9 protein-coding genes are annotated in these 13,621 nt (G+C 69.4%); 4 read left to right on the forward strand and 5 right to left on the reverse strand.

Features of this window, described 5'->3' with window-relative positions; all coding sequences use genetic code 11:
- The first annotated feature begins 88 nt into the window (after window positions 1-88).
- Window positions 89-754 carry a ribosome hibernation-promoting factor, HPF/YfiA family gene (hpf, locus tag ASD65_RS17410; RefSeq protein ID WP_056225684.1) on the forward strand — a complete coding sequence of 222 codons (666 nt, stop codon included), beginning with the start codon at window positions 89-91 and terminating at the stop codon, window positions 752-754.
- Window positions 755-822: 68 nt separating this feature from the next.
- Here hpf and ASD65_RS17415 read toward each other — a convergent pair whose 3' ends face one another.
- The 5 genes from ASD65_RS17415 to ASD65_RS17435 form a co-directional block, all read right to left on the reverse strand.
- Window positions 823-2,136, reverse strand: a complete 1,314-nt coding sequence (locus ASD65_RS17415) for a hypothetical protein (RefSeq protein WP_056225687.1) — start codon at window positions 2,134-2,136, stop codon at window positions 823-825.
- An 89-nt stretch (window positions 2,137-2,225) separates the two neighbouring features.
- A complete protein-coding gene (locus tag ASD65_RS17420; protein WP_200948744.1) occupies window positions 2,226-3,950 on the reverse strand; it encodes a DEAD/DEAH box helicase in 1,725 nt (574 codons plus the stop codon).
- Window positions 3,951-4,267: 317 nt separating this feature from the next.
- Complete coding sequence (locus ASD65_RS17425; RefSeq protein WP_056225694.1) at window positions 4,268-7,042, reverse strand: FtsX-like permease family protein; 2,775 nt, start codon at window positions 7,040-7,042, stop codon at window positions 4,268-4,270.
- 142 nt (window positions 7,043-7,184) lie between these two features.
- Window positions 7,185-7,907 carry an ABC transporter ATP-binding protein gene (locus tag ASD65_RS17430; protein ID WP_056225698.1) on the reverse strand — a complete coding sequence of 241 codons (723 nt, stop codon included), beginning with the start codon at window positions 7,905-7,907 and terminating at the stop codon, window positions 7,185-7,187.
- Entirely contained in the window at window positions 7,904-8,527 is a 624-nt protein-coding gene (locus ASD65_RS17435) for a PadR family transcriptional regulator (protein ID WP_056226431.1), read from the reverse strand. The genes ASD65_RS17430 and ASD65_RS17435 overlap by 4 nt, the downstream gene beginning before the upstream one ends.
- Before the next feature lie 241 nt (window positions 8,528-8,768).
- On the opposite strand from ASD65_RS17435, the gene secA reads away from it, so the two are divergent.
- From secA to ASD65_RS17450, 3 genes are all read left to right on the forward strand, one after another.
- Window positions 8,769-11,585: a preprotein translocase subunit SecA gene (secA, locus tag ASD65_RS17440; protein ID WP_056225699.1), complete on the forward strand. Its 2,817-nt coding sequence runs from the start codon at window positions 8,769-8,771 to the stop codon at window positions 11,583-11,585.
- 45 nt (window positions 11,586-11,630) lie between these two features.
- Window positions 11,631-12,266 carry a hypothetical protein gene (locus tag ASD65_RS17445; RefSeq protein ID WP_056225702.1) on the forward strand — a complete coding sequence of 212 codons (636 nt, stop codon included), beginning with the start codon at window positions 11,631-11,633 and terminating at the stop codon, window positions 12,264-12,266.
- Between the two features lie 61 nt (window positions 12,267-12,327).
- Window positions 12,328-13,554 carry a pyridoxal phosphate-dependent aminotransferase gene (locus tag ASD65_RS17450; protein WP_056225705.1) on the forward strand — a complete coding sequence of 409 codons (1,227 nt, stop codon included), beginning with the start codon at window positions 12,328-12,330 and terminating at the stop codon, window positions 13,552-13,554.
- Window positions 13,555-13,621 lie beyond the last annotated feature (67 nt).

The following is a 13,621-nucleotide window of genomic DNA, read 5'->3' on the forward strand; positions in this document are numbered from 1 at the left end:
AGGGCGGTGTCCGGTGGCTAGCGTGGAGAGGACAAGGCGACTCGTGGTCCGCCCTTGACCGGGTGGACCCGGAACAAGGAGGTCAAGGATGGATACCAGCATCGTCGGCGTGGGCGTGGGGATCACTGATCGTTTCCGCTCGGTGGTCGAAGAGAAGGCCGCCCGTATCGAACTCCTCGCGCCTCGGGCGCAGACCCTCGAGGTCAAGGTCACCCATCGCGCGTACCACAACGGTCGCGTCGAAGACGAGACGGTCGAGCTCACGCTCACCGGCAAGGGCCCCGTGGTCCGGGCCGAGGCCGTCGACGGCGACAAGTTCGCCGCTCTCGACCTCGCGGTCGACAAGATGACGGAGCAGCTCCGTCGTGCCAAGGACAAGCGGGTCGACGCGCGCAACCACCCGCGGGGGGCCAAGTTCGAGAAGGGGAGCGGCCAGCTCGAGGGCATCGACATCCGCCCGGCCAGCGCCGAGGTACTGCACGCCGTGCGGACCGGCGAAGTCCCCATCGTCACCGGTCCCGAGGACGAAGAGGCGTACACACCGGTCGTCATCCGCACCAAGAACTTCGACGCCGAATGGATGCCGGTGGAGGAGGCCGTCGACCGCATGGAGCTCGTCGGCCACGACTTCTTCCTCTTCATCGATGCCCGCACCGATCACCCGAGCGTCGTGTACCGCCGCAAGGGCTGGGACTACGGCGTGATCTCGCTGACGGCGCTCGCACCGCCGCTGGTCGAGGAGCTCGCCTCCTAGACCGGGACATCCGATAGACGGACGAACGCCCCCGGGATGCCGAGCATCCCGGGGGCGTTCGCGTCGATTCAGTCGAAGAAGTCGCCGAGGAGGCTGCCGATGACGAGGCCGCCGAGGATGCCGGTCATGGCATCGTTGCCGCCACGACCGCGTGCAGGGCCGCCGGTCCACCCACCCGGGTCCTGCGGGCGGGACGAGTCGATATCGCGCTGAGCGAGCTGCAGGGCCTCGCTGGCGAGCATCCCTGCGCGACGCGCCATCTGCAGGGATTCCTCGAGGGAGTCTTCGCCGGTGGGAAGACGCTCGATGTCGGCCCGCAGTCGCTCGGCCTCGGCCAGGCGGGTACGGGCGTCGGCGCCGATCCAGCCGCGGTGCCCGGCGATCACGCTGCGTGCGACTGCCAGCTGCCGGTCGGCGTCATCGACGGCGTGACGGATCTGGTCGGGAGTGGGCAGCGGGCGCGCCTCGCGCTCGCGGGCCTTGGCGATCGCGGCATCCAGTGCGCTGTTGGCCTCGCGCAGCTGGGTGAGCTCGGCGAACGGGTCGGGCTTGACCCCTGCTCCGGGGAGTGCGGCGAGGGCCTGCTCGAGCGCGGTGACGGCGGCGCTGACAGCGGGGGTGCGCGGTGCCGTCCGGGCGGCGACGATGTCCTGACGCGAGTCGGCCACCACATCGGCGAGCGTGGACTGCGCGCGCAGCGCCTCGACCTCGAAGTCGTCGACGGCGTCGAACAGCGACGCGGCGCGCCGCACCGCCTCGGTGGAAGTCTCCAGGGCCAGCAGCGCCTGCTCGCGCTGACCGGCCTCGCGGCGTCGCTCCGACACGTCGGCACCATGCTCGGCGAAGTCGAGCAGCTGCTCGGCCTCGTCGGCGTTGGCGGCGATCTGGTGCACGGCATCCGTGCTGTATCGCTCGGATACGCGCGCGATGACGGAACGGGCCTCCGGAAGGCGGGTGCGCAGCCGGGCGGCGTCGGTGCGGACGCCGGCAAGGATCTCGGGCGCGCGGCGCACGGTCGCGATCCGGCTCTCCAGGGCTGACGTGCGGTCCTCGAGCAGGTCGGTCGCCCACTCGCACAGCTGCACGATCCGCGCGTTGCGGGTGCGCAGCTCCTCGCGGGTGTCGGGGATCTCGTCGTGGTTCAGCTGGTGGAGGTGGAACGCCTCGGCCATGTGGGTGCGCACGGCGTCGAGCGCCGAGCGTACTTCCGCTGTGGCATCCCGTCCGAGTTCCGCCTCGGCGAAGATGAGCTCGTCGGCCGTCAGGCGGATCCGCTCGTCGGCCTGGACCAGAGCGGACTGCGCGCGACGATCCAGATCCGCGTCAGCGGCATCCTGCTGCGCTTGCTCTTCTTTGCGTCGTTTGCCCCAGAATCCAGCCATGTCTCGATCCTAGGAGGACCGACGGGCTCCGCCGTGCCTCGTTCGCTGAGGGCGCGGCCGGACGGCCGCACTCTCAGCGAATCCCAAGCTCAGTCGCGGTCGCCGGATTTGTGGCGCGGCTTGCGTGCGAAGTCGGAGCCCGAGCGGCTCGGGCCGCCGGTGTCCAGGCGCATCTGGATCAGCTGACCCGAGATGCGCGTGCCCGACAGCTTGTCGAGGGTCTCGCGCGACAAGTCTGCCGGCAGCTCGACGAGCGAGAAGTCCGGACGGATCTGGATCGCACCGAAGTCGCCCCGGCTGAGACCGCCCTCGTTGGCGAGCGCGCCGACGATCTGGCGCGGTTCGACGCGGTGGCGCTTGCCGACGGCGAGGCGGTACGTGGCCATGTTGGCGTTGCTCGTGCGCGGACGGCGCTCGGGGCGCTCGCCGCGGTCGTCGCGGTCGAAGCGACCCGGGCGCTCGCCACGGTCGCCGCGGTCGTCGAAACCGCGCGCCGGGCGTGCGGGCTCGGGCTCGAGCAGCAGCGGGGACTCGCCCTGCGCCACGACGGCCAGGGCGGCCGCGACATCGACCTCGGGCACGTCATGGTTGCGGACGTAGTGCGCGATGACGTCGCGGAAGCCGTCGATGCGCTCGGTCTGACCGAGCGCCGCCGTGATGCGGTCGTCGAAGCGCGCGAGGCGCGTGACGTTGACGTCCTCCGCCGTGGGCAGCTGCATCAGCGTGAGCTGCTGACGGGTGGCGCGCTCGATCGCGTTGACGAGCCCGCGCTCGCGCGGCGTCACGAAGCTGATCGCGTCGCCGGTGCGCCCGGCACGGCCGGTGCGGCCGATGCGGTGCACGTACGACTCGGTGTCGGTCGGGATGTCGAAGTTGACCACGTGCGAGATGCGCTCGACGTCGAGGCCTCGGGCCGCGACATCCGTGGCCACCAGGATGTCCAGCTTGCCGGACTTCAGCTGGTTGACCGTCTTCTCGCGGACGGGCTGAGCGACGTCGCCGTTGATGGCGGCAGCGGAGTAGCCGCGGGCGCGCAGCTTCTCGGCGACCTCTTCGGTGGCGCTCTTGGTGCGGGCGAAGACGATCATGCCCTCGAAGTTCTCGACCTCGAGGATGCGCGTGAGCGCGTCGATCTTCTGCTGGTACGAGACGATCAGGTACCGCTGGGTGATCGTCGCGGAGGTCGTCGTCTTGGTCTTGACCGTGATCTCTTCGGGATCGTTCAGGTACTTCTGCGAGATCCGGCGGATGGCGGCCGGCATCGTCGCGGAGAACAGTGCGACCTGCTTGGTCGAGGGGGTGTCGGCGAGGATCGTCTCGACGTCCTCGGCGAAGCCCATCTTGAGCATCTCGTCGGCCTCGTCGAGCACGAGGAACTTGAGCTCGGACAGGTCCAGCGTGCCCTTGTCGAGGTGGTCCATGATGCGACCGGGGGTGCCGACGACGATGTGCACGCCGCGACGGAGGGCCGACAGCTGCGTGCCGTACCCCTGTCCGCCGTAGACGGGGAGGACGTGGACGCCCTTGACGTGCGCGGCGTACTTCTCGAACGCCTCGCAGACCTGCAGTGCGAGCTCGCGCGTGGGGGCGAGGACCAGGGCCTGCGGCGTCTTCTGCGAGACGTCGAGGCGGTCCAGGATCGGGAGCGCGAACGCGGCCGTCTTGCCGGTACCGGTCTGGGCGAGTCCGACGACGTCGCGTCCGGCCAGAAGCGTGGGAATGGTGGCGGCCTGAATGGCCGAAGGGGTCTCGTACCCGACGTCGCTGAGTGCCTTGAGCACCGCGTCGCCCAATCCGAGGTCGGAGAACGTCATCGCGGCGGGCTCTACAGGAGCCTCGACCGGGGCGGAAACATCGTCAGAAGACACAGTTCAGGATAGTCCGTACCGCCTGAGAGGAGACAGGATGCGCCGGCCCCGGGCGTTTCCGACCGCCCGAGGCGAGGCATACGTCGACCGCGGCGTCCTCCCGCGGTCAGCCCGCGAGGTTCTGCGCGATCAGTCCGGTGAGATCGATCGGCTCGGTCGGAGGCAAGCTGATCGCGGCGGGGTCGACGGCGGGCACGGAGCGGTTCATGGTGTGTCCTTTCGAGGGGTCCTGCTTGTATATGTCCGGCACATCCCGATTCGTCTCATGTGATCGCTGTTCGGCGAGTGAGCTCGGGATGCCGCGGCGGGACGAGCCACGACACCGTTGCGATCGCCAGCGGCAGGCCGACGGCGAGAGCTGCGAGCACGGCCCACGGGATGTCGGCGACCCGGAGGTCGTGCCCGGATTGGATCGCGAAACCGATCGGCGGCAGGATGCCGGCCGCGGTGCCGGCCAGGGTTCCGAACCCGGCGATCACCAGACCCTGCCAGAACCCGATGCGTCGGCGCAGCCCCGGAGTCCCGCCCACGGCGGTGAGCGTCGCATCGTCGGGGCGGCGTTCGTAGCGCGCGAGTCCCAGCGCGACCGCACTCGCGCCGAGCACCAGCACGGCGACGGCGCCCAGCAGCGGCACCATCCAGGCGGCATCGCTCGGAGGCCCGGACTCGTACCGGGGAGCGAGCGCCCAATCGGCGCTCACCGCGTTCGAGGCCTGCTCCATCAGCCGGTCGAGGTCGACGGTGGAGGGCTGTGCGCTGAATGAACCGATGACTTTGTCCGGTTGGGCCACGACACCCAACCGAGAGGCCGTCTCGGGGGAGATCGCGATGGAGATCGGCTGCCGGGGGAGGTCGACCACGACGGTGTCGAGCTCTTCGGTCCACAGCGGGGCGCTGATGTCGGGCAGCCCCCAGTCGTCGGGGCGTTTGTCGGGGTCCCAGATGTTGTCGGGCGCCCGACCCTCGCTGACATCGGCGACCGTCCAGGCGGCGACGTCGATCGTGCCGTCGGTGACGAACCGCGGGTCGGCGACGAGCGCGGCGCCCTCGCGATAGGCCGCCAAGTCGCCGGGCGACAGCGTCGTTCCGAGCGCGGTCTCCAGGTCGCGCAGCGCGACGACGGAGAGGGGGTTCTGCGGGCTCTGGCCCATCGTCGAGAAGCTGTTGACGACGCTCGGGTCGAGCAGGTGCTCCGCGGGGAGCAGTGCCATCACGTACTCGGCCTGGCGAGCATCTGCGGCGCCGCCGTTGAACCAGGCGTTCAGTTGGCGACCGGTCACTGCCACGCGATCGGCTCCTGCCGCGTCCGCGAGGTCCACGGCCGCATCGGCGGCCAGAGCCGCATTCGCCGCCGTCACGGCCTCCGTTCCGGTGGGCTCGATATCGATCGCGAGGCTGCCGAGCGGTGCCTGATAGAACCATTCGCGTGCGGTGTTCGCCGTCTGCATCGACAGCTGTCCGATCGCGAACACGCCGATGAAGACCGTCGCCGCGATCGCCGCGAAGGCCGGCACGGTGCGCGAAGCGTTCGCCGCGGCATCCCGCGAGGCGATCTTGGCCGACAGGCCGAGCTTCGAGAGGCCGCGCGCGGTCCACCAGAGCAGCCAGGCGCCCGAGATGAGGATGCCGATCTGCACCAGGATCGGCCCGATCACGATTCCGAACGGCGGGATGGCGCGCAGAGGCGAGTCGGACGCGACATCGTCCATCGTGGTCATTGCCGCGGCGGCGATGCCGGAGATGAGTGTCAGGCCGACCCCGACGAGCAGCAGCAGCGATCCCCAGATCGGACGCGATGCGCGAGGGGTCTGCGGGCGCCGGGCGCCGCGGAGGGCGCTGATCGTGTCGCTGCGCGTCACCGACCGCGCCGGAACGAGCGCCGAAGCCGTCCCCACCAGCACGGCGAAGGCGAACACGCCGGCAAGCAGCGCCCACGGGACGTGGAACCCCCAGAACTGGGTCGCGCTGCCGGATGCGGTCAGCTGCATCACGAGCGCCGCGATCCCGATGCCGGCAGCTACGCCGATGCCTCCGCCGACGATGCCGAGCACGGTTCCCTGCAGGGCGATCGTGCGCGAGAGATCGCGGGGCCGCGCGCCGACGCTTGCGGCCACGGCGAGCGAGCGCTGCTGGCGCCTGGCCGACACCGCGAACGCGGCACCCGCGAGCATCACCGCCACGTAGGCGGCGAAGACACCGGCGACGGCGAGCACTGTGACGGTCGCCCAGATGCTGTTCAGCCAGGCATCCCGAGCGCTGGCCGCTTCGACCGTCGTGACGGCCGGTGGATCCAGGACGACCTCGCGCGAATACGCCACGACGCCCTCCTCGTTCAGCCCAACGACGTCGTCCCAGCCGAGCGCGAGCGTGGGGAGATACCACCGGCGCTCGCCGTCGACCAGGGCGGGATCGGGGAGGAACACCGCGGCCGCGGAGTCGGGCAGCGTTGCGGCAGCCAGTGTTCCGACGACGGTGAAGCGCGTCCCCGCGTCGGCGAGCGACAGGGTGCCGCCGATGTCGATTCCGAGTCGCTCGAGCGCAGCATCGGTGACCATCGCCTCACGCGGACCGTCGGGCCGCTCGCCGTCGAGAAGATCGAACCGGCCGGCCAAGCGCGGATCCCATGTCTGGCCGCCCCATGCTTCGAGCGAGGCCGTGCCGCCGAGCGTTTCCGCGAAGACCTGGCCGTGGGTGATCTCGAGGGTCTCGGTGCCCCGCGGAAGGACGCCGAGAGGATCGTCGAGCGGGCTGCCCTCGGGGGGTGCACCCGCCGCACCGTCCTCGTCGAACGGGTAGCCGCTCCATTCCGGCTGCGTCGGCGCCTGCCAGAATCCGGCGCCCGGAACACCCGCCGGCGCCACCCACGCCTGCGTCTGGCCGAGTTCGACGGTGACCTGCTCCTCGGCCGTGCCGACGGAGCTCATCGCCCAGACGGAGTAGGCGCTCATCGCGGCGATGGGGAGCGCGACGAGCATCACCACGAGCGCGCTCGCTCCTTTCGCGCGCCAGGTCTGCCGACGCGCCAGTCGAACTGCCACTCGCCATCGCGACCATCCGCCGCGCCGACGCGGGGCACCGGTCGGTCGTTGCTCCGTGACGACTTCCGCCGCCTCCTGGACCCCAGTCATCGCGCGCTCGCCGGCGCGGAGCCAAGCGAGGCTCGGGCATCCGTCCGACCGATCACCGCGAGCTCCCGGCCAACAGCGTGTCGACGCCGTCGCGCCGCGATTCGTCGACGATGCGACCGTCGCGCAGGAACACGATGCGGTCGGCGAACGCGGCGTGGCGGGCCTCGTGGGTGACGAGGATGCCGGCGGCTCCGGCATCCACCCGGGCGCGCAGCATCTTCAGCACCATCTCGCCGGTCACGGAGTCCAGCGCGCCGGTCGGCTCGTCGGCCAGGATCAGGCGTCGCCCACCGACCACGGCGCGGGCGATCGCGACGCGCTGCTGCTGACCGCCCGACAGATCGTCGGGGTACGAGTCCGCCTTCTCCGCCAGCCCCACCGAGGCGAGGGCATCTCGGCCCGCGCGGCGGGCGACGCGCGGGCGGAACCCGTCCAGTTCGAGCGGCAGCGTCACATTCTCGATCGCGGTGAGCGTCGGGATCAGGTTGAAGTCCTGAAAGACGAAGCCCAGCGAGCGTCGTCGCAACTGTGCGAGCTGTGTCGAGGACTGCTCGCTGAGGTGCGCGCCCTCGATCACGACCTCACCGGTGGTAGGTATCGCGAGGCCGCCCGCGATCGACAGGAGCGTCGACTTGCCCGATCCCGAGGGGCCCATGACGGCCACGAGTTCGCCCTGGCGCACCTCGAAGTCCACACCCGAGAGGGCGGAGACCGCGGTGGCTCCCGTGCCGTACTGCTGCGTGACGCCGATGAGACGCAGCACCGTGTCAGTCATCGCACGGTCCCCGACGGCAGAGGCGCCGGGGGCGCGTCCTTCGCAGGTCGGCCCCGCTTGGGCTTCTCGGTCGACAGCTGGAGCGTCATCGCGTGCTCGGGATGCAGGGCCAGGCGCTGTTCGGTGTGGTCCAGCCAGCGCACCTCGGCCTCGGCCTGGAAGATCATCGAGTCCACGACGAGCGACCAGGCGAGCTCCTCCGGCCCGTCCGGGTTCGCCCCCGCGTACTTCGCACGGTTGAGCGCCTGCAGCTGCGCGAGGGAGGAGCGGCGCTGGGTCTGGATGATCTCCGAGACATCGATGCCTGGGAGGGTTGCGGCGACCGCGAGCTTGATCGCGAGCTCGTCCCTCGTGCCGGACGAACGCTCGACGGGGGAGCCGAGCCAGTCCCGCACCTCGGCGGAACCGGCATCCGTGATCTCGTAGTAGACGTGCCCGCGCTCGTCGGTGTCGCCCTTGCGAACGAGCCCGTCGCGCTCGAGGCGATCGAGAGTGTTGTAGATCTGCCCCACGTTCAGCGGCCAGGTCGACCCGGTGCGACGGTCGAACTCCGCGCGCAGCTGGTAGCCGTAGCAGGGACCCTGGTCGAGGATCGCCAGCAGGCTCTGTCGTACCGACATCAGTTCTCCCACCCACTCGATTGCATACCGAGTATCTAGTTTCTCAGTATATGCATACTGAGCAATGGGGGAGGGATGCCGGAGGCCTGACATGCATCCGCGCCTATCCCCAAGCGTGTTTCCACAGCCCACTCAAAGGTCACGGGCGGATAACATAGAAAAAGTGCCTGTCGCCCGACGGCGCGGCACCGACGCCAGGTTCGTGAACCCGACGTCGCACCCGACAGATGGAGAACATCCCGTGGCAAATCCTCTCGAGAAACTGCTCCGCGCCGGTGAGGGCCGAATCCTCCGGCGCCTGCAGCAGGTCGTGAAGGCGGTCAACGCCCTCGAAGAGGACTACACGCAGCTCACCGACGAGGAGCTGCGCGGCGAGACCGCCGAACTGCGCGCACGTCACGAAGCCGGCGAGACGCTGGACCAGCTGCTGCCCGAGGCATTCGCGGCTGTGCGCGAGGCCGCCAAGCGCACGCTCGGCCAGCGCCCGTACGACGTCCAGCTCATGGGCGGCGCGGCCCTGCACTTCGGCAACATCGCCGAGATGAAGACCGGTGAGGGCAAGACCCTCGTCGCGACTCTGCCGTCCTACCTCAACGCGATCGCAGGCAAGGGCGTGCACGTCGTCACGGTCAACGACTTCCTCGCGACCTACCAGTCCGAGCTCATGGGTCGTATCTTCCGCACCCTCGGCATGACCACCGGCGTGATCGTGGCGGGGCAGACGCCCGAGGTGCGCCGCGAGCAGTACAACGCCGACATCACGTACGGCACGAACAACGAGTTCGGCTTCGACTACCTGCGCGACAACATGGCGTGGCGCAAGGAGGACCTCGTGCAGCGCGGTCACTTCTACGCCGTGGTCGACGAGGTCGACTCGATCCTCATCGACGAGGCCCGCACGCCGCTCATCATCTCGGGGCCGTCGTCGGGCGAGGCGAACCGCTGGTTCGTCGAGTTCGCCAAGATCGCGAAGACCCTCGAGGCCGGAGTCGACTACGAGGTCGACGAGAAGAAGCGCACCATCGGTGTGCTCGAGCCCGGTATCGAGAAGGTCGAGGACTACCTCGGCATCGACAACCTGTACGAATCCGCGAACACGCCGCTGATCTCGTTCCTGAACAACTCGATCAAGGCCCTCGCCCTGTTCAAGCGCGACACCGACTACGTCGTGATGAACGACGAGGTCATGATCGTCGACGAGCACACCGGCCGCATCCTGGTCGGCCGTCGCTACAACGAGGGCATCCACCAGGCGATCGAGGCCAAGGAGGCGGTTCCGGTCAAGGCCGAGAACCAGACCCTCGCCACGGTCACGTTGCAGAACTACTTCCGCCTGTACGAGAAGCTCTCGGGCATGACCGGTACCGCCGAGACCGAGGCGGCCGAGTTCATGTCGACCTACGACCTCGGCGTCGTGCCGATCCCGACCAACCGGCCGATGATCCGCAAGGACCAGTCCGACCTCGTCTACAAGAACGAGCAGGCGAAGTTCGCGCAGGTCGTGGAGGACATCGCCAAGCGCCACGAGACCGGTCAGCCGGTGCTCGTCGGCACGGTGAGCGTCGAGAAGAGCGAGTACCTGTCGCGCCTGCTCGCCAAGAAGGGCATCAAGCACGAGGTCCTGAACGCGAAGAACCACGCCCGCGAGGCGGAGATCGTCGCCCGGGCCGGACGCCTCGGTGCGGTGACCGTCGCGACCAACATGGCCGGTCGCGGTACGGACATCATGCTCGGCGGCAACGCGGAGTTCCTCGCCGTGCAGGACATGAAGGCCAAGAACCTCGATCCCGTCGAGACGCCCGAGGCGTACGAGGCGGAATGGGATGACGTCTACAAGGCCAAGCGCGATCATGTCGCCGAGGAGGCCACCAAGGTCGTCGAGGCGGGCGGGCTCTACGTGCTCGGCACCGAGCGGCACGAGTCGCGTCGCATCGACAACCAGCTGCGAGGCCGCTCCGGCCGTCAGGGCGACCCCGGCGAGAGCCGCTTCTACCTGTCGCTGACCGACGACCTGATGCGTCTGTTCCAGTCGGGCGCCGCGGAGGCCATCCTCTCGCGCACCAACTTCCCCGACGACGTCGCGATCGAGTCCTCCATGGTCTCGCGCGCCATCAAGAGCGCGCAGTCGCAGGTCGAGGGACGCAACGCCGAGATCCGCAAGAACGTCCTGAAGTACGACGACGTCCTGAACCGCCAGCGCGAGGCGATCTACTCCGACCGCCGCCACATCCTCGAGGGCGATGACATCGCCGGTCGCGTGCAGCACTTCATCGAGGACGCGATCAACGCCGTCATCGACGACCACACCGGCAGCGGCCACACCGAGAGCTGGGACTTCGACGCGCTCTGGACCGAGCTGAAGACCCTCTACCCGGTCAGCGTCACGATCGACGAGGTCGTCTCCGAGGCCGGCACGAAGGGCCGCATCACGGCGGACGGGCTGAAGCGCGAGATCCTCTCCGACGCCCGGATCGCCTACGAGAAGCGCGAAGAGACCCTCGGCGCCGCAGCCACCCGCGAGCTCGAGCGTCGCGTCGTGCTGCAGGTGCTGGACCGCCGCTGGCGCGACCACCTGTACGAGATGGACTACCTCAAGGACGGCATCGGCCTGCGCGCCATGGCCCAGCGCGACCCGCTGATCGAGTACCAGCGCGAGGGCTACCAGATGTTCCAGGCGATGATGGGGCAGATCAAGGAAGAGTCCGTCGGCTACCTGTACAACCTCGAGGTCGAGGTGCGTCGCGCCGAGGGCGAGGAGATCACCCAGGTCGAGGCCAAGGGGCTCGGTGCCGCGCCGGTCGAGGAGCAGAAGCTCGAGTACTCCGCGGCCAATGACGCGGGCGAGGTCGAGGTCCGCAACGACCGAGGTCAGGTGCAGCAGGCCGCCACGCGTCTGCGGCAGGCCGCCGCGGCCGCCGCGCAGGCTCCGGCAGCGGATGCCCCGCCGGCCGAGGCGCCGCGTGGTGCCTTCGGTCAGCGCACGGAGCCGGCCGAGCCCGCCGACGGTGCGGCTCCGCTCAACCGCGCGCAGCGTCGGGCGGCCGAGAAGGGCAAGTAGCCCCCACCTCTCGCGCAGGCGGGGCGCGCCTCCTACCCTGAGTGCATGGGCGCATCCGACGTGCTCGAATACCGGCTTCCGACCGGGCGCATCGTGGTGGTGACCGCGGTGGCGGTGTTCGTCGCCACCGTGGTGCTGACACTGCTCGTGCCCTCTCGCGACTTCCCGACGATGATCCCGCTGGCGCTGTTCGGCGGGTGGGTGGCGTGGGTCTTCTGGACCCTGCCCTGCATCGAGCTGTCGCGGTCGACGGTGGTGGTGCGCAACTCGCTGCACACAGTGACCATTCCGCTCGCTGCCATCGTGCAGGTCACCGGCGGCAAGCGCCTGACGATCCGCACCGCCGATCGGCGCACCTATATCCCGGCGGCGGCCGCCGGACCCGGCAGCTTCCTGTGGGGCGCCGTGCGCCGCACGGAGGCCTTCGGCGGCTACATCGTGCCGGTCACGCGCGTGGACGCGCTGCGGCTCGACATGGAGCGCGAGCGCACACCGGCCAGCATCATCGCCCGGATGATCCAGAAGCGCATCGACGAGCTGCCGGAGGAGGAGCGCCGTACCGCGCGCAACCCCGACGGCACCGTGCGCGAGATCGCCCCGCCGGTCCTGAACATGACAGTGATCGTCGGGAGCATCGTCGTGTCGGTGGTGTCGGTGTCGCTCTTCTTCGTGCTGCTGTAGTCGGGGCGCGCGGGCCACCGCGTGGCGATTGGCAGTCTCGGCCCGGGGATATCCTGAACCGATGAGCACCGTGCGCACGCTGGATCAGTCGTCGAAGTTGAAGGATGTCCTCTACGAGATTCGTGGACAGGCCCTCGTCGAGGCCGTCCGGCTCGAGGCCGAGGGTCACAAGATCCTCAAGCTCAACACGGGCAACCCCGCCGCCTTCGGGTTCGAGGCGCCGTTCCAGATCGTGCGCGACATGATCGAGGCGATCCCGTACGCGCACGGCTACAGCGAGAGCCGCGGCATCATGTCGGCCCGCCGCGCGATCGTGTCCCGCTACGAGGAGACCCCGGGGTTCCCGAAGGTCGACCCGGACGACGTCTTCCTCGGCAACGGCGTCTCCGAGCTGATCACCATGACCATGCAGGCGCTGCTGGACGAGGGCGACGAGGTGCTGATCCCGGCGCCGGACTACCCGTTGTGGACCGCGATGACGAGCCTCGGCGGCGGCACGCCGGTGCACTACGTGTGCGACGAGCTGGACGGCTGGCAGCCCGACCTCGAGGACATCCGCTCGAAGATCACCCCGCGCACCAAGGCGATCGTGGTCATCAACCCGAACAATCCCACCGGCGCGGTGTACTCCCGCGAGATCCTCGAGGGCATCGTCCAGGTCGCGCGCGAGCACTCGCTCCTCCTGCTCGCCGACGAGATCTACGACCGGATCCTGTTCGACGAGGCCGAGCACATCCCGCTGGCCACTCTCGCGCCCGACCTGCTCTGCCTGACCTTCAACGGCCTCTCCAAGACCTACCGCGTCGCGGGGTACCGCTCCGGGTGGCTGGTGATCACTGGACCTCAGGGGCACGCCAAGGGCTTCCTCGAGGGCATCAACCTCCTGGCATCCACGCGTCTCTGCCCGAACGTCCCCGCGCAGCACGCGGTGCAGGCGGCGCTGTCGGGCGTGCAGTCCGTCGACGCGTTGATCGGGCCGTCCGGTCGTCTGCATGAGCAGCGGGATGCCGCGTGGCTGGGCCTGGAGGCCATTCCCGGTGTCTCGTGCGTCAAGCCGCAGGGCGCGCTCTACGCGTTCCCGCGCTTCGATCCGGAGGTCTACGAGATCCGCGACGACGCGAAGCTGGTCTACGACTTCCTCGTCGCCGAGAAGGTGCTGCTCGTGCAGGGCACCGGCTTCAACTGGGCGACGCCCGACCACGTGCGCATCGTCACGCTCCCCGAGGCGCGCGTGCTGACCGAGGCGATCGAGCGGCTCGGCAACTTCCTGTCGTCGTACAAGCAGTAGGAGCGGCGGCGCTCGAACGGTCGACGCCGCCACTGGTGGGGTGACGATCGGATCAGCCACATCGTTG

Source organism: Microbacterium sp. Root61 (assembly GCF_001427525.1).
Lineage (GTDB): Bacteria > Actinomycetota > Actinomycetes > Actinomycetales > Microbacteriaceae > Microbacterium.